A 19,752-nucleotide genomic window follows, 5' to 3' on the forward strand; every position below is an offset into this window, starting at 1 on the left:
TAAAATAGGTGGGAAAGGAGGATTCCATGGTTTTTGATGGGAGTGGAAGTGTTTCTCTCTCTTTTCTTCAGACTATGATTGATACTTTGCCTTTCCAGATGGCCGTTTTGGATGAAAAGGGAGTGATACGTATGGTAAACGAGGCCTGGAGGGTATTTGCACGAGAAAACGGGCTACAAGGTGATGAAATCGGCGTAAATTATCTTGAGGTTACCAAATGGGGGGCTCAAACTGAGGAGACGGCTCGGCAGGTTCTTGAACTCCTTGAAAGGGTACTGAAGGGAGAGGATGGGGGTGGTGTTGTCGAGTATCCCTGTCATTCGCCTACGCAGAGAAGGTATTTTCACGTTCATATCAACGGATTTACCTATGATGGTCGGCGCTGGGTACTTGTAGCCCACGAGAATGTTACTGCCGAAGTACTTAACCGCGAAAAAGAAGAGCTTGCCTTACGTCGTTTTCAAAAGCTTTTTACTCACATGCAGGAAGGAGTAGTCCTCCATGAGTGGATCCGCGATGAAAAAGGTGAAATTGTGGATTATAGGATTGTGGCTGCAAATGAGGCGTTTGCCAAGTATACCGATCTTGATGTTGTTTCAAGCATAGGTGTGCCAGCCACAAGACTCTATGGGATGAATCCACCACCCTATTTTGATGTGTATCGTCGGGTATTTGAAACAGGGCAGGCAGAGACGTTTGAAACCTATTATCCCCCTATGAATCGATACTATTTCATATCGGCTATTCCCTGGGAGGATGGATTTGCCACGATTTTTCTTGATATTTCGGTGCTTAAACAACAGCAAAAGATGCTTGAAGAGGCACTGAAACAGAAACAGTTTTTCTTCCGGGAGTTACAGCACCGGGCAAAAAATACCTTTTCCTCGATTGCGGGGCTTATTGGATTGATGGCAATGGATTATAGCGGAGAGATTCAGGAGGCACTTTTCAGGCTCCGTCAGGATGTGGTGGCGATGGCCAAGGTGTACGAGATTCTCTACCATAAAGGGAAAGAAAAGGTCCTTGATCTGGGAGAGTATCTCAAGAGTATCCTGGATGGGTTTCGCGAGAGTTTTTCTCGTGTGTTTGAGCATGTCGAGGTAGAGATTCGCCTTGAGCGAGTGTCGATATCTTCCAATCGGGCAAACCTGGTGGGGCTGTGGCTCACCGAGCTTCTCACGAATGCGATCAAGTATGCCTTTGGACAAAGGCAGCAAGGATGGTTATTTCTCTCTTTAAAAGAGGAAGGGGGACAAATCGAGATAGAATACTCGGATGGGGGGAGAGAAAAAGGGGAAAAGGCACCTATCGAGATAACAGCGAAAAGTAGTAGTTATGGATCCCAGGTGATGATGATGGTGGTTGAAGAGCTTGGGGGGTATCAGGCAATGTGGCGGGGAAATGGAATACGGGTTCTTTTCCGTTTTCCTAAAAAGCCTGAAGATGAGGAGGCGACGGTATGAAAAAAATAATTTTTGGGGTAGGAATGGTTTTTTTTCTTATAGATAGTGACCTGGCTCTGGATGTGGATAAAGAAGAGCTCTCCAAAAACGCACGGCGAGTAGAGTTTGTGAATTATACGGGGCCCTACCGAAGTCCCCAGGGTATGGAGGATCTTCGGGCGATTGGGGAGACTCTTGCCCTTATCCGTGAAACCAATAAGCAGATATTTTATCCAGATATGAGGTATAGTGTGATTCGGGCTGTGGATACCGTAGAAACAGAAAAACTGGATGCCGATATTGTAGAACTCCATCGTGATTCTCGTATCTTTCATGTGAAGTATATTCAGGCGCTTTTGTCTTTTTATCTGGGGAAAACTTTTCGTTACGATCCAAAGGAAAATGACACCATTGCCTGGTTTATCGTGTATTACAATGCTACCCACCGGGGAGATATGGGATTTTTTTCCTCCCGGTATAAAGGGGTTGTCCTGCGTTTTCTCAGTTCTTCGAAGGTAGGACTTGCCAGAAGATATACCGATTGGCCAGGGAAAACGCAGATTGTCATCCCGCTGTCTCAGAATCCTCTCAACCAGGCCCTGAGACTGGATACCCTTGCCCTGGGAGATGAGAAGACCATTGAAACCCTGAGAAAAGAACCTGATAAAGGAATTGAAGAGCGAAAAGAGCTTCTTGAGATGCAAAAGGAGCAAATAGCCTCTGATGAAAAGGTCATCCAGCAGGCAAAGGAAGAGATTTCTCAGGAGAAAAAAGAGATAGCAAAACAAAAAGAAGAAACTACCCAAAAAGAAACTACTCTTCAGCAAAAAGAAAAAGAAGTAGCTCAGAAAAAACAAGAGGAGGCTACTCTCCCCCCTGGTCCTGAGAAGGAAAAGGCTAAACAAGAGATAGCCCAGAAAGAAACAGCTGTTGCCCAGGAGAAAAAAGCCCTTGAACAGCAAAAACAAGAGGTTGCCCAGAAAGAGGCTCAGGTGGTAACCCAGGAGAAAAAAGTTGCCGAGGCAGAGAAAAAGCTTGAACAGGAGAAGCAACAGGTAGCAAAACAAGAAGAGCAATTGAAACAAGACGAAACAGAAACTTCCCGGACAACCCCTGAAGCACTGGCGAAGAAGGAACAGGAACTTGCCCAGCGAGAAACCAATATCATCAAACAAGAAGAAACCTTACGCGAGGGATTTGTCCCTGATATCAAGGGAGGAAAGCTTTACTACCTCAAGATCAACGGGTACTATACGGATGGGCATTATTCCAACGAGATGCTTATCATTGACCCGGTGAAACGAAGTGTGTTGACGAGTTCACCATACAAAAGTATCGGAGGGCACAAGTTTGATTTTTCTTCTGAAGGGATTGTGGTGATTGGATTTGAACCTCTGGCAGGAAGTGGGACAAAAGCAACTCGATCAGATGGCAGGGACGTACTGGTAGGATACGAGGGGCCACGTCCGGAAAACTATGTTCTTGTGATGCTGAATGAGACCAATCTGGGGGTACGTTATAAGGGAAGCGATACGATTTTCTGGCGGAGTTTTGTTGAAGTGAGAGGGGAAAGTATTTATGTGATTATACCAGAAAAGGACAAATACTACCTCTCTCGTTTTGATCTTCTTTTCAAAAAACAGGCCCAGACAAAGGAACCAGTCGATCCCAATACTTTTATTAGCTTTTTTGGAGATGAGGTGTTTGTAAATAGCACTACGAAGGAGGTTCTAGTTCTCGATAAAGAGAGTCTTGAGGTAAAAGAAAGGATAAAACCATGAAGAAAAAATGGCTTTTTTTCTGGTTTTTTTGGGGGATAACGTGGATCTATGGGCAAGGTGTGCCGTGGTTTGTGGATTTTTTGCATCTTGAGAAGCCTGAGTGGGGGATGCCTCGCAAAAAGCTTTCGCCGGTTGTGGTTTCCAATGGGCATTTTTTTTGTGATGGGGAGAGGGTGCGCTTCTGGGGGTTAAACATCACAGGTCCCGGGAATTTTCCAGACAAAAAGGATGCGCCGGCTATCGCTCGAAGTCTTCGGTTGTTGGGAGTGAATATTGTGCGACTGCACTTTCTGGACCATTCGTGGGGAGGATTACTTCTTGCCTCGCCAGAGAGTGAAGAGCTTGACAGGGAGAGATTGGATAAATTGGATTTTTTTATTGCCGCGCTTAAGAATGAAGGGATATATGTCAATATCAATCTTCATGTAGGGCGAGTGTTTCCGGAGATTCCTTTTGCCTATCGGGATGTTTTTGCCCTGGGAAAGGTCGTAAGCTATCTTGATGATGCCCTGGTAGCGTCTCAGAAAAGATATGCTTCGCGTCTTCTTGGACATACCAATCCGTACACGGGGCTCCCTTATACGGTTGATCCTGTGGTGGCAGTCATCGAGGTAAATAATGAAAATGCCCTTACCACAGCCTCACCAGAAGAACTTAAAAGACTCATGCCTTACTATGAGAGGATTCTCCAGAGGCTCTGGACGAAATTTCTTCGCAGGCGTTATACGAACTACGCTGCATGGGAAGCAGCCAATCGTTTTGAGAAGCATGATGTCTTGTTTATTGCTCAGACAAATCAAAGGGAACGCGTCTACTGGCGATGGGAAAATCATGGAGAAGCTCTCTCAGGGGCAAGGTGGCGAGGGGATGAATTGGTCTGGACGGTGAAAAAGCCGGGGAAAGAGTTGTGGCATAACCAGTTTATGGTTGCAGGTTTTCCGGTTTTTGGTGGTTTGTCATATGAGATACGTTTCGAGGCACGGAGTAAAGAGTCTCTTATCCTGACTGTGTATGCAATGGAAAACCATGAACCATGGATGGGGCTTGGGCTTTTTACGAATATTTCTCTTACGCCAGTGTGGAAAGAGTACACGATCCATTTTATCCCTGAAAGGGATGATGGGCAGGCCAGGATCAATTTTTCTCTCTCAAGAGCAGACGTAGGAAATGTGGAGATGCGAGGTTTTGTGTTGAGGGAAGTGTCTCATGCTTCGTTGTCTGAAAAGGATTGGGAAAAGGAGGTGCTTCCTCTCCCATGGCAGGGTTGTGTGGGAAAACGCGTGAGTGCAGATTTTCGTGGGATGCTTCATGAGCGGGAGATGGAAGTAGTAGAAGCCCTACGCAGGCATATACGTTCTCTTGGTTGTACCAAGCCCATCACTCATACCCAGGTGAACTATGGAGGTCTTGCCGGACTGGTGCGAGAAGGAACTTTTTCTGATTTTGTGGACATGCATGCCTACTGGCAGCATCCCGAGTTTCCCGGGGAGTTATGGTCTTCTACGGATTGGCATATTGGGAATACGAGTCAGCTTACAGAGGGAAATCTTGGACCATTGGGGTACGTGGCGTATTGGAGAATTGCTGGCAAGCCCTTTACGGTGAGTGAGTACAATGTGCCTGATCCGAGTTGGTATGCTTCGGAAGCTCCGGTCTGGCTTGCTTTGTGGGGGGCTTTTCAGGATTGGGATGGGGTGTATCTGTACACTCTTTTTGATTTTGGTGGGGACTATAACCAAAAACACATGAGAGGTTTTTTCCACTTTTTGGGAAGTGGGGCGAAGATGAGTTTACTTCCCTGGGCAGCGAAAGTGTTTTCACGGGGGATGGTGTGTACAAATGAGGCAGTGAAGTCTGTGGATTTTTCTCTGCTAAGGAAGATGTATGAGGAACAGGGTCCATCCTATGATATTGCTGATATCAGGTATTTTTGTTCGTGGAAGGATGAGAGCCTCTATGCCAGGGTGGCTCTTCATCCTCAGGGTAAGGAGAAAACTTCTCTTTCTCGTCAGATGCCATGGATCTGGGAGAGGCAGAGGCCTTCTCTTTTGTGGAGGGATGAACATGCTTTTTTGGTGACGGGTGAGATACAGGGCATGGTATTCACCAATGCTTCGATGATTGTTGAGATAGCCAAAGCTTCGCCGTGGGGAACGATAGCTATGACGACATTGGATGAAAAACCCTGGCAAAAAACAGACAAAGTATTTCTGGTACTTGTTGGTCGTGGGGAAAACACGGGTATGAAATGGACTACAACAAAAACCTCTGTCGGTGACCAATGGGGAAGGGAACCCTATGTTCTTTTTCAACCCAAGGTAAGAGTGTACCTTCCTGACTTTAGGGCATACCTTCTGAACGAACGGGGAGAGAAATCAAAAGAAATCAAAGCTGTTGGAGGGTGGTTTGATCTTTCGGGGGTAACCCCATGGATAATGTTCGAAAAGAACAGGTAAAATGTTGACTTTTTTCTTCTTTGGTTGTAGGATAAAGAGACAAAAAGAAAAAGGAGGCCATTGTTTCATGGGCTCTTCGGTCGTTCTTCTTTCAGGAGGACTGGATTCCGTGGTGAATTTTAAAAAAGCTCTGGATGAGAAGGGGGTCCGTTTGGTACTCTTTTTTGACTATGGACAAAAAGCGTACAAACGAGAAAAGGAGGCTATTACAAAGATAGCGAGGCGGTATGATGTGCCCTTTCAGATTATTCGGCTCGATTTTATGCGAGATTTTTCGACGGGACTTACAAGGGGAAGGATCCCCCTTCTTTCACAGAAGGATCTGGAGGACAGTTTGACGACGGAAAAATCTGCCTCCGCCGTTTGGGTTCCTAACCGAAATGGCGTTTTTATCGAAATTGCTGCTGCCATAGCAGAGAATGTCGGGGCTTCCTCAGTGGTGGTTGGTTTTAACCGTGAGGAGGCCACAACCTTTCCTGATAACTCTTCTGATTATCTTGATGCCTTAAACATAGCCCTGCATTATTCTACTCGTGGCAAGGTAAAGCTCTCCTGTTATACCCTCACAATGTCCAAAAAAGAGATATATGCCTTCGGAAAAGATATTGTGGCTCCCCTCGATCTTGTGTGGAGCTGTTACCAAGGGGGGAGGAAGATGTGTGGTAAGTGTGAGTCCTGCCAGCGTTTGAAACGGGCGATGGGAACAGATCGCAGCTGGTTTGAGACCGAACACTTTTGGGGAGGGTTTGCACAATGACTCCTTTGTGGATAGATGAGCGTATAACCTATGATGGACGTCAGCTTGTATCCCATTTTGCGTACCGGCGGTACGGCGTGATGGGAGATGTGATCGTGGGTTTTCGTGGTCCGGCGGATGTACGTATTTCAGAGATGGTAGATCTTGAAGATGTCCGTCAGGTGGCTCCTATTTCGTCAGACGAGATGTTGCATTTTCTTATCGAGATGTTTGAAGTACGATTGGGACAGATGGTTTGGGTGCAGAGATTTTTTATTCTGATCCTCTTTGAGCATCTGACGAGGTATATTTCCAGGGAGAAACTCTCTCGAGACGGGGATGACATTTTCTATGATGGTCGAAAACTTTCGGTTTCTATTGCGACAGTAAGCCCTCTCTCGGGATTGGTGCATACGGCGCTCAATATCAAACCAACGGGAGCACCTATTCCTATCTCCTGTCTTGAAGAGATGGGAATTGATCCCACAGAGTTCGGACGGACGGTGATGGAAGCCTTTTGTGTTGAGGTAGAAGGGATGGACAAAGCAAGAACGAAGGTAAGGTGGGTAGAGTAATGTTTACGGGTATTATACGGTATCAGGGCAAGATTGTTCAACTCAAACCTGCCTCAGGAGGGAAACGTTTTGTTGTGGAGACAGTTTCAGAGGTGGTAGACGCTCTCGAGGAAGGTATCACAAGTATTGCCCTGGATGGAAGTTGCCATACAGTTGAACGCAAGGATCGGAATTGTTTTGAGGTGTATTCGAGTTTTGAAACATTGGAGAGAACAACGTTGGGTGAGGCCACGGTAGGAAGAAAGCTCAATCTTGAACTTCCGGTAACACCATCGAGTTTTCTTGATGGGCATATTGTGATGGGACATGTTGATGGTATAGGCCGAATAGTCTCTCTTCGTTCGAAAGGTGAAGCTGCTCTCTATCGATTTTCTCTTTCTCCCGAACTTGCAAGATATCTGGTGGAAAAGGATTCGATAGCCATTGATGGAATAAGCCTTACGATTTTTGATATTGAGGGTGAGGTTTTCTCGGTAGCGGTGATTCCCCAAACCCTCTCCCATACGACGCTTGCTTCTAAACGGGAGGGAGACGAGGTGAATATCGAGGTACATCTTTTAGCTAAGTATGGGATAGAGTTTGCGATCCGTCAAAAGAAACGGGAGATTGCCTTAAAGGAGTGGTTGTCCTCGTAGATCCCTGAGGAGGGGCTATGAAAAAAAGGATTTGGTGGTTCTTACTGCTAGGGGTGTGGCTTTTTTCTTGTCAAAGGGTCTCACTTACCGATGAGGAACGGGTGTGGATCAAAACCCATCCTGTGATTCGCCTCGCGCCAGATCCGGATTTTCCTCCTTTTGAGTTTTTTGACGAGTGGGGTGAGTACCAGGGAATAGGGGCAGATTATGTGAGAGCGTTTTCTCGGTGGTCGGGTGTCAGGGTGGAAATCTATCACTATAGTAATTGGTCGGAGGTGCTCCAGGCTCTAAGTAACCGTGAGATTGATATGATCAACTGTGCCATTGATACCCCTTCTCGAAGGGTTTATGCGACCTTTCCCACACCTTATCTTAGGCTTCCCAATGTGGTGGTGACAAGGAGAACCATGACAGTTCCTCGTTCTTTTGAGGAAGTGCTTCAGGGGAGAGTAGGAATGGTTCGAAGCTATGGCATGGTGGATATTCTTAGAGAAAAGTATCCATGGTTTACTCCTCGATTGTATCCTACGCTTTTAGAGGGGTTAGAGGCTCTTGTTAGTGAAGAGATTGATTATTTTCTCTCAGATCTTGGAACAGCGAGCTATTATATAACAGAGGGAGGGTTTTATACTCTGAAAATTGTTCTTGCTTTTAAACCTGATAACGTCAGTGGTTTTGGGGTACGCTCTGATTGGCCGATACTCGTGAGTATTCTTGAAAAGTTTGAGCGATCTTTGTCTGAAGCAGAGAAAAACCGTATTATTAAGCGTTGGGTTATAGTCGGGCATGAGTATATCGGAACAAATCGATGGTGGTGGCTTGTTGGGCTTTTGGGATTGGGATTGATTGGTCTTTTTGGGGTGCTTCTCTGGTGGTTACGGGTTTTTCGATCTCGGGAGATGGAACATGAGCGGCGCGAGGGGGAGCTTTTTCGAGAACTTTCTGAAATGGCAGAGATGCTTCCGGTGGTCCTTGATCGTTTGCCTCTTGCCGCGATGATGGTAAATCAAAATGGAGTGGTGTCGTATGTCAATCAAGAGTTTGTTATTCTTTTTGGCTGGAAAAAAGAAGAGATTTCTTCCTTCTACCAGTTTTATAGAATGGCAGCAGCTCAGGAGAGTGATAGAAAACTCTTGTGGGAGAAGTGGGAAACGATTGTAACGGGTGGAAAGCCTAATCCTTATATCCTTCTTGATCATTTTTTGCTTTTGGATAAGGAGGAAAAAGAACACCCCTGTCGGGTAGATATCCACCGGTTGGGGAGTACTTTTCTTTTTACTTTTGTGGATTATTCAACTCAGGAGGCCTCAGAAAAGCTTTTCCAGCATAAACAAAATCAGATGCTACTTGCTATGAAAGAAAAGGATCTCCTCTTTATGGAATTGGAACATCGGGTGCGTAATACCTTGCAGCTTATGCGTTCCTTTATGCGGCTTCATGATTCTCTTAAAACCAGATATACGACGGAGGATTTATTGCTTAAACTTACGTGTGGGGTTGATCTCCTTACCATTATTAAAAACTATACGATGCAGGATTTGAAGCTAAGGTTGTATAATCTCAAGGTTCCTCTTTTGGAATTTGTGCAACATGTGAGACTTGATATGGGGTTAGACGTAGAGGCGGATGTAGATCCTGTTGAGATGAATGAGCAGTCTCTTTTAGCGTGTATGTTTGCTATAGAGGAGGTCTTCTTTGTTGTGTGGCGTTGTTGTCGTGGAAAGGGAAAGATTTTTTTACAGGTGAGAAACGGTGAAAAAATTGTGATAGAGATTCGCTATGAAGGGTTCCTCGAGATGACTGAGGAAGAGCTTGTGGTTTCGAGGGATTTTGTATACCAACTGGGAGGCAAAGTGCACTATCAATTTTCTCCTGTGTTTCTTTTTGGTATTGCATTAGATCAAGAGAAAATCGCAATTTTATAATCGAGTTTCTCAATTGACTTTTTTCAAGAGAGTCTTTATCATTATACTATCTTTTTTAGTAAGGTAGGTTCTATGTTGTTTTCGCTTTTGTATCCTCTAAGGGATTGGTTTTTCGGGTTTAATCTTTTGAAGTATATTACCTTTCGCTCGCTGATGGCCTTTTTTACGGCGTTTTTATTGGGAATGGTTATAGCTCCGTATTTTATTCGTCGTTTTAGTCAGGTTGGGGTGAAACAGAGTATCCGTGAGGATGGTCCGGAGACCCATCATGTGAAGGCAGGTACACCTACTATGGGTGGTATTTTTGTCATGGTGGCAGCCCTTCTTTCGATTTTGCTTTGGGGTATGCCTGTCTACTATGTTTGGGTAACGACGCTGGCTTTGGTTTTGTTTGGTCTTATTGGCTTTTTTGACGATTATCTCAAGGTGAGGTTTAAAAACTCAAAAGGGATTGCTGAAGGGGTGAAATTTTCTCTTCAGGTTGGAGTGGGACTTCTTCTTTCGGTTCTTGTGGTGCTGAATCCTGATCCTTCACAGGTACTTTTGTTTTATGTTCCTATCTATGATAAGCCTCTGTTTGTCTGGCCGATGTGGCTGGGGATAGCGTTTTATGTTTTTACCATGGTCGCGTTTTCGAATGCAACCAACCTTTCGGATGGGCTCGATGGACTTGCCTCAGGGATGGGCATTATTCTCTATATTCCTTTTGGGATTTTTGCCTATGTGATTGGAAATGCTATTGCAGCCCAGTATTTGAAGTTCCCTTATCTTCCAGGGGCTGGAGAACTGGCAGTCGTGATTGCTTCCTGGTCCAGTCGGTTTGCTGGAGACGGTGTCGGTTCTGTTGCAGCGTTCGTATTTCAAATGGACGAAGCATACTTCGGGAACGGGAAAAAGGATTTTTCTGATGGCACCTATTCATCACCATTTTGAAAAGAAGGGATGGAAAGAAACACAGGTGGTGATTCGTTTCTGGATTCTGGCGGCTCTGTGTGCGCTTTTTTCGCTTGCATTTCTTAAGATTCGTTAGGAGGAGAGAATGAATTTTTCGTTAACCAGTGAAAATAAAAAGGCTCTTCTCAAAACAGCAAGGCTTGCGATTGAAGAGAAGCTCTTTGGAAAATCCTCTGAAGCGTATCCGGATTTATCTGACAGGGTATTTGGTGAGAAGTGTGGATTGTTTGTTACGCTGACGATTGATGGAAATTTGCGTGGTTGTATAGGATATGTTGAGGGAATAAAGCCAATTCGCGAAGCGGTGAGAGAGATGGCCTGTGAGGCGGCTTTTCATGATCCTCGTTTTCATCCTCTCCGAAAGGAGGAGTTTCCTTTTATTGAAATAGAGATCTCTACTTTAACCCCTCTTCAAGAGGTAAGAGATATTCATCAGATTGAGGTAGGACGCCATGGTCTCGTGATGGAGCGGGGGTATCATCGAGGACTTTTGTTGCCGCAGGTTGCGACGGAATACGGATGGGGGAGGGAAGAATTTCTCAACCAGACCTGTCGTAAAGCTGGTATGGAGCCTTACTGCTGGGAAAATGGGGCAACGGTTTTCTCCTTTGAGGCGCTTGTTTTTAGTGAAAGGGATGTATGAGGTATCTTGGTGAGGCTGCTTCGCTTTTGGCTTCCGTGGGTTGGGCAGGGAGTGCGCTTTTCTTTGAGTTTAGCTCAAGAAAAATTGGAAGTCTTTATGTGAATCTCTGGCGTCTTCTCTGGGCTTTTTTTCTCGTACTTGCGGTTAACCTTATTTTTTATCCTGAATTCTTACGTCATGTTACTCCTATCGATGCGGTATGGCTTCTTCTCTCCGGATTGGTGGGTTTTTTGTGGGGGATATTCTTCTTTTTTGGTCGTTTGTGGTGATTGGAAGCCGGATGAGCCTTCTCATTATGCTGTTGTATCCGTTTGTGAGTGCTCTTGGGGCAAGTGTGGTTTTTGGAGAGAGACTTTCTGGCTTACAGTGGTTGGCGATGGTAGGCACACTTCTCTGTGTGGGGGGTGTGGTATTCTTTCATCATCAGCGAGAAGCTATCGGGGAAAAAAGGCTAAGGGGATTTTTGGCGGCTGTTGGGGGGATGTTGGGACAGGCTGGGGGAGCGCTTCTGGCAAAGCCTGCCCTTGGGGCAAATACGTTTGTTTTTGAGGCGACATGGATTCGTATTGTGGGTGGTCTTGTGGCATTTGCTCTGGTGGTGTTTTTGTCTGGTCGAACAAGGGTTTGGCTTGCAAGTGCACGACAAAAGGATGCGATTCTTGCTACAGTTGGGGGGAGCATTTTTGGACCGTTTCTGGGTGTGTCGCTTTTTTTGCTTGGCATGCGATACGCTCCTGGGGGAGTAGCGACAACTCTTTCTTCTCTTTCGCCTGTGATCCTGATAGGGCGTGATGTTGTGAAGGGAAAACATGTGCATATCCTGGAGATTCTCTTAACATGTGGTGCCGTGATTTTCCTGTACCTTTTTTTCGCATAAAAAAGAAAATTTGCATTTTTCCACGCTTTAGCCTAAAATATTCACTTGTAAAGTTTTTTCTAAGTTTTGTTTAAGGAGTACATGATGCAAGCGGTGGTTCTCGCGGGGGGGATGGGGCGCCAGATCAAAAGTGAGCTGGGGCAGGCGCCGAAGCCGATGGCGATAGTCAATGGGTATCCTTTTCTTGAGTATGTGCTGCTCTATCTGCGTAAAAATGGGATTGATGAGATTATTCTTTCCTGTGGATATATGCGTTCTGTGATAGAGAGCTATTTTGGGAATGGAAAACGTTGGGGGCTTTCGATTTCGTATACGGATGAGGATTTTTTGAGAGGAACGGCAGGCAGTGTGAAGTTGGCTGAACCACTTATCAAAAACAATCAATTTGTTGTGGTGAATGGGGATACCTTTCATGATGTTCCAATCTATGAATTGATAGAGTTTCATCTCACCCATGAGGCATGGATCACTCTTGCCTTGAAGGAAAGCGAGCATCCCGAACGCTACGGTGTGGTAGAATTGGGAGAAAACAATCAGATTGTACGCTTTATTGGACGGGGTCACAAGGATCTCTTTAAGCTCGTGAATACAGGGATTTATGTGTTTAGTAAAGAGGCGCTTCAATTTATCCAGCCGAACGAGAATATTTCTCTGGAGAAGGATATCTTTCCCCTTTTGACCAAGCTGGGGAAACTGTACGGATATGTTTGTGATGGAGCCTTTTTAGATATCGAGGTCCCCGAGAATTTCCATCAGGTGAAGGAAAAACTCAAAGAGCTTATCGCGCACAAGGAGGATCGTTAGATGCTTACTCTTCGTGAGGATCATGAGATCGAATCCCTTCTCATGAAATCAGAAGCCCTTTTGAAGGGGCATTTTATTCTTTCTTCTGGGCTGCACAGCAATCGCTATGTGCAGTGTGCAAAGTTTTTTCAGTATCCGGCTTACGCTGAACTGGCGGCTAAAAAACTTGCAAAACTTTATGAGGATCCGCCTATTGATGTGGTGATTGGTGGTGCTTTTGGAGGGATTACCATAGCGTATGAGTTGGCCCGTGTTTTGGGGGTGCGTGGGATCTTTTGTGAGCGGGTAGAGGGAGTTTTCCAACTTCGTCGTGGTTTTGAGATACGCCAGGGGGAAAAGGTTCTCATCGCAGAGGATGTGGTGACAACGGGAAAATCGATTGATGAAGTGGCACAGCTTGTCAAACAGCATGGGGGAGAGGTTGTTGGTGTGGCAAGTCTTGTGGATCGTCATATGCCAGATCCAGAGAAACTGCCCTATCGGTTTGAATGGCTCCATTCGGTGCAGGCGGAAGCGTACGATCCAGCTGATTGTTTGCTCTGTAAGGAGGGTAAACTGCCGGCTGTCAAACCAGGGAGTCGGGGGATGAAATGAAAACGGAACTGATTGTTGCTCTCGATGTCTTTTCACGAGAGGAGGCTTTCGGTATTGTTCAAAAACTTTTTCCTCGAGTGCAATGGTTCAAAGTAGGAAGTATTCTTTTTACTCGAGAGGGTCAGGATCTTGTCAAGGCCCTCAAGGATAAAGGCTGTCGTGTGTTTCTTGATTTAAAGTTTTTTGATATCCCGAATACGGTAAAAGGTGTCTGTGAGGTTGTGGCTGGTATGGGAGTGGATATGTTTACCATCCATATGCTTGGCGGGCAGGATATGGCAAAGGCTGCCCTGGCCGGGGCATCAAAAGTCTCTCCTTCTCCCCTTGCTCTCGGGGTGACAGTGCTTACCAGTATGGACGAGAGGATTCTTAAGGAGGAACTTTGTCTTCAACAGGGTGTTGAGGATACGGTGAGCCATCTGGTCAGGATGGGCCTTGAAAGTGGGATGAAGGGATTTGTTTGTTCTCCGCATGAACTTCTCTTGCTTCGTGGATGGGTGCCTCAGGATACGGTTTTGGTAACACCGGGTGTGAGGCTGGCAGGGGATGCGGTTGGAGATCAGAAACGTGTGATGACCCCCCATGAGGCTCACATCAATGGGGCGAACTATATTGTTATGGGACGTTCGGTGTATGGTTCTTTAGATCCCGTGGCTACGGTGGAAAAGATTTTACAAGAAATAGAAGCCTGATAGAGAAAACAAAAAGGAGTATGTATGGCTCGGCTTGTTTTTGAGATTGGTTTGGAAGAGGTTCCACACGAGATTCTTTTTGATTGTTTTACCCAGCTTCAAACAGAAGGTAACAAACTTTTTCAAGAGTCAGGGATTATTGCAGAAAAGATAGAGGCGACAGGAACACCCAGAAGGCTTGTTCTTATTGCTGAGGGTGTCCAGCCGGTGACACTGACTCGTGTGGTGGAGAAAAAGGGTCCGGCACTCAAGGCAGCCTACGATGCAGATGGGAAACCGACAAAAGCCCTCGAGGGTTTTCTTCGTGCGAATGGGATTACAGAAAAGGAAGTTACCCAAAAAGAGATCAACGGTGGGCTGTATATCTTTTATGAAAAAAAAGAAGGGGGAGAACCTGTTGTTCAGGTCCTCAAGCGTATTCTTCCTAACCTCGTATCCAGTCTTAAGTTCCCAAAAGCTATGCGTTGGGCAACCTATGAGATGACATTTGTACGCCCTGTAAGATGGCTCTGTGCCCTTCTGGACAAAGAGGTGATACCGGTGAAATGGGGTCATCTGGAGGCGGGCAACAAGAGCTATGGTCATCGGACACTTTTTGGACTTGAGGCTTTTGAAATTTCTTCAGCTCAAACGTATGAGGAAGAACTTCAAAAGCATTTTGTGATTGTCCACCACCAGAATCGCAGGGAGATTATCTCAAAAGAGATAGAGGCAGCCTCTCAAACACTGGGTGTTCAGGCAGTTTGTGATGAAACACTTCTTGATACCCTGGTCAGTCTCACAGAATACCCTGAGATGGCGGTAGGAAGCTTTGAAGAAGAGTTTTTAAAGCTTCCAAAAGAGGTGTTAATCTCTGAGATGATAGAGCATCAGAAGTTTATTCCCCTTCAGAAAAGTGATAAAACGCTCGTGAATCGTTTTCTTATTGTAACCAATACCCATCCTAATGAAACCATTGTAGCGGGCAATGAACGGGTGATACGTGCCCGTTTCAACGATGGGAAGTTTTTCTTTGATGAGGATAGAAAACGTTCCCTTGAGAGTCGTTTGGAGGAGCTGGCACGGGTTGCTTTTGCACGTAATCTTGGAAGTCTTAAAGATAAGACAGAACGCCTTGAGAAGATTGTGGGTATTCTGGCGCGTTATCTTGGGATGGAGAAAGATCTCCCTCTTGCTCAGATGACGGCGAGACTCTGTAAAACAGACCTTGTTACTCACATGGTGTATGAATTTCCCGAACTTCAGGGGATTGTAGGGTATTACTACGCCCTTCATGATGGTCTTCCCATCAATGTTGCTATTTCCATTAAGGAGCACTATTGGCCAAAGTTTAGCGGGGACAGTCTTCCTTCACTTCCGGAGGGGATACTGGTTTCTCTGGCCGATCGTTTCGATAATCTTTTTGCCCTTTATGCTCAGGGATACGAAGTCACTGGTTCTCGAGATCCCCTTGCCCTTCGTCGTCAAACCTTGGGGATCATTCGCATTCTTATCGAAAAGAAGCTTCATCTTCCCTTGCGTGAGGTATATAGAGAGGTATTTGCACTCTATCAGCCCTATTTGACGCTTGAGGTCCAAGAATATGAAAATCGTGTCTTTGATTTCATCACTACCCGTGTGAAAACCGTATTTAGAGAATACGGCTTTGCTCATGATGAGATTGAGGCTGGTATTGCTATGGCAGTCGAGGATATCTATGATGTTTTTTGTCGAGTGAGCGCCATTCATACTGCACGGCAGGGTGAAAACTTTCAGAATCTTGCTATTGCCTTTCGTCGGGTGAAAAATATCCTCAAGGGATTTGAGATTTTACCCTTAGCTTCCGATAAACTCCAAGAACCTGCGGAAAAGGCTTTATACGAGATGTACCAGAAGAGTTTGCCAGATTATGAGAAAGCGTTGAGTGCTCGAGATTATGGGCTGGCTATCGGTATCCTGACCAGTTTTCGGCCGGTGGTGGATGCGTTTTTTGATCAGGTTCTCGTCATGGACCAGGATGAGAATAAGAAAAATGCTCGTGTGGCTCTTTTGCAACATGTGGACGCGATGTTTATGAAGCTTGTGGATATGGAGAAGATCGTCATAGAATGAGGGCCCTTGACGGGAAAAGAGAGTGAAGGAGAACAGACATTGTTCTCAAAAAAACTTATTCTTTGTCTGGCGGTGATGGCAGGCCTCGAGGTTGGTTGGTCAGAGGTAACGGTATTTCATCTCGAGGAGGTGTTCCTTGGCGAGGTAGGAGATGAAGCTTTTCCCAAAGTATGGTCAGGGGCGTCTCGTCTTCATTGGGCGGGGGTCAAGTATCACGAGGTCTGGTTTCGTACTCGTGCTTTTATCAAGCCAGGAGATTTTTTCTATATCCCTTCGGTTGATCATGAGATCACTCTCTATGTAGATAGAGAGAAGTGCTTCTCTTCTGGTGATCCAGAACTTTTTTCTTCTTCTTTTTCGCCTGTTCTTGTGGATTTTAAAGAAGTGAGTGGAGAGAAAGAGATTTTGTTACGTGTTCGATCTCGGACCTATTTTCTTGGAATACCGCGAATACCGCTACTTCTTGGTCAGAAGGAAGCAATTATTCGTGTTCTGGTGCAAAGGGATGTGTTTCTCTGGTTTATAGTGGCTCTTATATTTTTCTCTGCGTTAGCGGAACTGGCAGTTTTTTTCTGGTTAAATAGATTTTTTGTCAGCTGGCTATTCGGATTTGCAGTTACTATAGCGGTTTACCTTTCAATGCGATCACTGGCTAAATGGTGGATCCTTGGGAATTATCCTTTTCTCTATGGCTATCTTGAATTGTGGAGCCTTTTTCTGATTCCCTTTTTTGTCTGGAGGATGGTGATAGCCCTTTTAAGGCTTGATCGGCCGTGGCATAGGTGGTTTTCTTATACCCTCTTTGGCTTCTGGGTGACGAGTGTGATGTGGTCTCTTTTTGATTTTCAGGTTTTAGTGAAAATTCTTTATCCTTTTGAGTTTTTTTTGCTTGTGTTTTTGCCTTTTTTACTTGGTTTTATGGTCTATCATGGAAGGAAAAACCGCTGGGCTTTAGAGGTTCTTCCTGGTTTTTGTGTGCTTGGGATAACTGCGGTACTGGATGTTTTGAGGGAACAAGGGTTTCTTGTGAGTGAGCATATTTACATTGCCTATGGATGGGTGGCGGTTTTTGTGAATTTTCTTGTTGTAGCAACAAGGCAGATGATAGCTGTGATACAGGAAAATAGAACCATGCTCAAGGAGATTCAGGGTCTTAATATTGAAATAGTGGATACCCAGAGGGAGATTGTGCTGCGTCTCAGTGAGATAGCCGAGGCACGTTCAAGAGAAACGGGGAACCATGTGCGCAGGGTGAGTGAATATGCGGCTCTTATTGCGAGGATGTGTGGACTTTCTGAGGAAGAGATATCATTGATTCGTCTTACAGCCCCCATGCATGATATTGGGAAGCTTGCTATACCGGATGCTGTTCTTCACAAATCAGGAAAACTTACCTCAAAAGAATTTGAGCTTATCAAAAAGCATACGTTATATGGCTATGAAATGCTCAAGAAGTCTTCGCGACCTATTTTCAAGGCAGCGGCGATTATTGCCCTTGAACACCATGAGCGCATGGATGGGAAAGGATATCCTCATGGCAAGAAAGGAGAGGATATCCATCTGTATGCCAGGATTACGGCGGTTGCGGATGTGTTTGATTCTTTGTCCTCGGATCGCTGTTACAAGAAGGCGTGGCCGTGGGATGAAGTGGTAGCGTATATGAAAGCAAATAGCGGCACTCAACTTGATGCTCGTCTTGTGGAATATCTTTTTTCTCAGGAAGAAAAGGTAAAACAAATTCAAAAGGAATATATGGATTTCTTTGAAGGGGCTTAGCATGGAGTTGTTTCGTTTGGAGAATGTGTATTTAAAGTTAGAAGAAACAGAGATTCTTTCCGGAATTTCATGGGTTATCTCTCAAGGTGAGAAATGGGTGCTTTTCGGGAGAAATGGGTCAGGGAAAAGCAGTCTTCTTCAGGTGATGTCGGGTTACCAGATGGCAACGAGAGGCAAAATCTGGCGTTTTGGACAGGAGGATGGAAAATCAGACCTTAGAGAGCTTCGTTCTCGAATAGGCCTTGTCAATACGTGGTTGAAAGAGTCAATGCATCCCGGGGAAAAGGTTCTGGATGCGGTGATAAGCGGAAAGCATGGATGGGTTGGGATGTATGCAGTGCCAGAGCCTGAGGAAAAAAAGGAGGCCTCGTATTGGCTTGAGCTGGTTCAGATGGAAGACAGAGCTGAAAGGCTTTTTGGTTCTCTCTCGGATGGGGAAAAGATGCGGGTTCTTATTGCCCGTGCTATGATGGCTCGTCCTGAGGTTCTGATCCTTGATGAGCCGTGCAGTCATCTGGATATCCTTTCGAGAGAGTTTTTTCTTCTGAGTCTTGAAACGATAGCTAATCGTCATCCAGAGGTAGGTATGCTTATGGTCACGCATCATACCGAGGATATTTTGCCTTTTTTTCAGTATATCCATATGCTCAAAGGAGGAAAAACCTTTTATCAAGGAGACGTTGAAAAAGGGATTACCTCTGAAGTTCTCTCTGAGGTGCTGGGGGTTGGAGTAGAGGTGATCCGCCCCTATGGAAGGTACGTATGTTTGGTAAAACCGGGTGGAGTCTCATTTATTTCTTATTAATATTTGTGGCTTGTTCTTCGGGGATAAAAAACGCTCAACCAGTGGTGGCCGTTGAGGTTCAGGATGGTGACACCTGTGTGGTGGAAAGAGATGGCAAACAATGGGTGGTGCGACTTATCGGTATAGATGCCTGGGAAATTCACGCGAATCAGAGGCTGATACGGCAGGTTTTAAGTTGGAAAAAGAGGGGAATAGGAGTCACGTATGAGCAGGGGCTTCAATGGGGAAGTAACGGCTATATTTTTCTCAAGCAGCTTTTGCCTCCAGGATCTGAGGTACTCCTTGTGTCGTACGGGAAGGATCAGTATGGAAGGATTTTGGGAAGTCTGTATCTTTCTCATCGCTGGATAAACGAGGAGATGGTTCAGAGCGGTTGGGCAGTGGTTTATCTTCTTTTTTCGGAATTACCGCCAGAGGAACGAAAAAAACTAAGGGAAGCAGAAAAAAAGGCTCAAAGGCAAAAGCAAGGAATGTGGAAAAGTATTGATTTACCTTAAGGTCGGAAATCTTTTATCTCCTTATCCATTTCGCGTTTAATGTCACGTTCCTTCAGGGCTGCTTTTTTGTCGTGGAGTTTTTTCCCGCGGGCGACAGCGATTTCAAGCTTGGCGTATTTTCCTTTGATATAAAGCTTGGTGGGGACTATCGTGAGGCCTTTTTGCTGGATAGCCTGGCTGAGCTTGAGGATTTCTCGCTTGTGAAGGAGAAGACGACGTTTACGGGTAGGATCATGATTAAAGATGTTACCGTGTCCGTAGGGACTGATATGCATATTGTGCACCCATGCCTCACCATCGCGGATGAGTACAAAACTATCCTTGAGATTGACAGCATGTTCACGCACAGACTTAATCTCTGTTCCTGTAAGTTCCAGGCCTGCCTCATAGGTCGAAAGGATCTCGTAGTCATGAAATGCTTTGCGATTGACGGTTATTTCGGTGATGGGCTTGGGTTTCTGGCTCATGG

Annotated in this window: 20 protein-coding genes; 19 read left to right on the plus strand and 1 reads right to left on the minus strand. The window is 45.4% G+C overall.

Annotated features, from left to right (window positions below; genetic code table 11):
- Positions 1–26: 26 nt before the first annotated feature.
- The 19 genes from KDW03_RS08855 to KDW03_RS08945 all read left to right on the plus strand — a co-directional run bounded on the left by KDW03_RS08855 (position 27) and on the right by KDW03_RS08945 (position 19,283).
- On the plus strand, positions 27–1,463 hold the full coding sequence (locus KDW03_RS08855; RefSeq protein ID WP_271434722.1) for a sensor histidine kinase: 1,437 nt from the start codon (positions 27–29) through the stop codon (positions 1,461–1,463).
- Positions 1,460–3,223: a P83/100 family protein gene (locus KDW03_RS08860; RefSeq protein ID WP_271434723.1), complete on the plus strand. Its 1,764-nt coding sequence runs from the start codon at positions 1,460–1,462 to the stop codon at positions 3,221–3,223. Before KDW03_RS08855 ends, KDW03_RS08860 begins: the two co-directional genes overlap by 4 nt.
- A complete protein-coding gene (locus KDW03_RS08865; protein WP_271434724.1) occupies positions 3,220–5,679 on the plus strand; it encodes a glycoside hydrolase family protein in 2,460 nt (819 codons plus the stop codon). The genes KDW03_RS08860 and KDW03_RS08865 overlap by 4 nt, the downstream gene beginning before the upstream one ends.
- Before the next feature lie 67 nt (positions 5,680–5,746).
- Complete coding sequence (gene queC, locus KDW03_RS08870) at positions 5,747–6,436, plus strand: 7-cyano-7-deazaguanine synthase QueC (protein ID WP_271434725.1); 690 nt, start codon at positions 5,747–5,749, stop codon at positions 6,434–6,436.
- Positions 6,433–6,990: a DUF366 family protein gene (locus KDW03_RS08875; protein WP_271434726.1), complete on the plus strand. Its 558-nt coding sequence runs from the start codon at positions 6,433–6,435 to the stop codon at positions 6,988–6,990. The genes queC and KDW03_RS08875 overlap by 4 nt, the downstream gene beginning before the upstream one ends.
- The gene (locus KDW03_RS08880) at positions 6,990–7,625 is read left to right on the plus strand and encodes a riboflavin synthase (RefSeq protein WP_271434727.1); all 636 of its coding nucleotides are present in this window, start codon (positions 6,990–6,992) and stop codon (positions 7,623–7,625) included. The genes KDW03_RS08875 and KDW03_RS08880 overlap by 1 nt, the downstream gene beginning before the upstream one ends.
- A gap of 17 nt (positions 7,626–7,642) precedes the next feature.
- Positions 7,643–9,550 (plus strand): transporter substrate-binding domain-containing protein, encoded by a 1,908-nt coding sequence (locus tag KDW03_RS08885; RefSeq protein WP_271434728.1) that lies wholly within the window; start codon positions 7,643–7,645, stop codon positions 9,548–9,550.
- 72 nt (positions 9,551–9,622) lie between these two features.
- Positions 9,623–10,483 carry an MraY family glycosyltransferase gene (gene mraY / locus KDW03_RS08890; RefSeq protein WP_271434729.1) on the plus strand — a complete coding sequence of 287 codons (861 nt, stop codon included), beginning with the start codon at positions 9,623–9,625 and terminating at the stop codon, positions 10,481–10,483.
- Complete coding sequence (locus KDW03_RS08895) at positions 10,458–10,580, plus strand: hypothetical protein (RefSeq protein WP_271434730.1); 123 nt, start codon at positions 10,458–10,460, stop codon at positions 10,578–10,580. Before mraY ends, KDW03_RS08895 begins: the two co-directional genes overlap by 26 nt.
- Before the next feature lie 9 nt (positions 10,581–10,589).
- Positions 10,590–11,147 carry an AmmeMemoRadiSam system protein A gene (gene amrA / locus KDW03_RS08900; protein WP_271434731.1) on the plus strand — a complete coding sequence of 186 codons (558 nt, stop codon included), beginning with the start codon at positions 10,590–10,592 and terminating at the stop codon, positions 11,145–11,147.
- The gene (locus tag KDW03_RS08905) at positions 11,144–11,416 is read left to right on the plus strand and encodes an EamA family transporter (protein ID WP_271434732.1); all 273 of its coding nucleotides are present in this window, start codon (positions 11,144–11,146) and stop codon (positions 11,414–11,416) included. Before amrA ends, KDW03_RS08905 begins: the two co-directional genes overlap by 4 nt.
- On the plus strand, positions 11,347–12,024 hold the full coding sequence (locus KDW03_RS08910) for a DMT family transporter (protein ID WP_271434733.1): 678 nt from the start codon (positions 11,347–11,349) through the stop codon (positions 12,022–12,024). Before KDW03_RS08905 ends, KDW03_RS08910 begins: the two co-directional genes overlap by 70 nt.
- Positions 12,025–12,108: 84 nt before the next feature.
- The gene (locus KDW03_RS08915) at positions 12,109–12,828 is read left to right on the plus strand and encodes a nucleotidyltransferase family protein (RefSeq protein ID WP_271434734.1); all 720 of its coding nucleotides are present in this window, start codon (positions 12,109–12,111) and stop codon (positions 12,826–12,828) included.
- On the plus strand, positions 12,829–13,422 hold the full coding sequence (pyrE, locus tag KDW03_RS08920) for an orotate phosphoribosyltransferase (RefSeq protein WP_271434735.1): 594 nt from the start codon (positions 12,829–12,831) through the stop codon (positions 13,420–13,422).
- The gene (gene pyrF / locus KDW03_RS08925) at positions 13,419–14,114 is read left to right on the plus strand and encodes an orotidine-5'-phosphate decarboxylase (protein WP_271434736.1); all 696 of its coding nucleotides are present in this window, start codon (positions 13,419–13,421) and stop codon (positions 14,112–14,114) included. The genes pyrE and pyrF overlap by 4 nt, the downstream gene beginning before the upstream one ends.
- 24 nt (positions 14,115–14,138) lie before the next feature.
- Positions 14,139–16,205 (plus strand): glycine--tRNA ligase subunit beta, encoded by a 2,067-nt coding sequence (glyS, locus tag KDW03_RS08930; RefSeq protein ID WP_271434737.1) that lies wholly within the window; start codon positions 14,139–14,141, stop codon positions 16,203–16,205.
- A gap of 39 nt (positions 16,206–16,244) precedes the next feature.
- Positions 16,245–17,981: an HD-GYP domain-containing protein gene (locus tag KDW03_RS08935; protein ID WP_271434738.1), complete on the plus strand. Its 1,737-nt coding sequence runs from the start codon at positions 16,245–16,247 to the stop codon at positions 17,979–17,981.
- Position 17,982: 1 nt separating this feature from the next.
- On the plus strand, positions 17,983–18,786 hold the full coding sequence (locus KDW03_RS08940) for an ABC transporter ATP-binding protein (RefSeq protein WP_271434739.1): 804 nt from the start codon (positions 17,983–17,985) through the stop codon (positions 18,784–18,786).
- Positions 18,744–19,283 carry a thermonuclease family protein gene (locus KDW03_RS08945; protein ID WP_271434740.1) on the plus strand — a complete coding sequence of 180 codons (540 nt, stop codon included), beginning with the start codon at positions 18,744–18,746 and terminating at the stop codon, positions 19,281–19,283. Before KDW03_RS08940 ends, KDW03_RS08945 begins: the two co-directional genes overlap by 43 nt.
- Here KDW03_RS08945 and smpB read toward each other — a convergent pair.
- Entirely contained in the window at positions 19,280–19,750 is a 471-nt protein-coding gene (gene smpB / locus KDW03_RS08950; RefSeq protein WP_271434741.1) for an SsrA-binding protein SmpB, read from the minus strand. The genes KDW03_RS08945 and smpB overlap by 4 nt on opposite strands.
- Between the last annotated feature and the right edge of the window lie 2 nt (positions 19,751–19,752).

The sequence above is a fragment of the Thermospira aquatica genome (assembly GCF_023525255.1).
In the GTDB taxonomy this organism is placed as follows: Bacteria; Spirochaetota; Brevinematia; order Brevinematales; family Thermospiraceae; genus Thermospira; species Thermospira aquatica.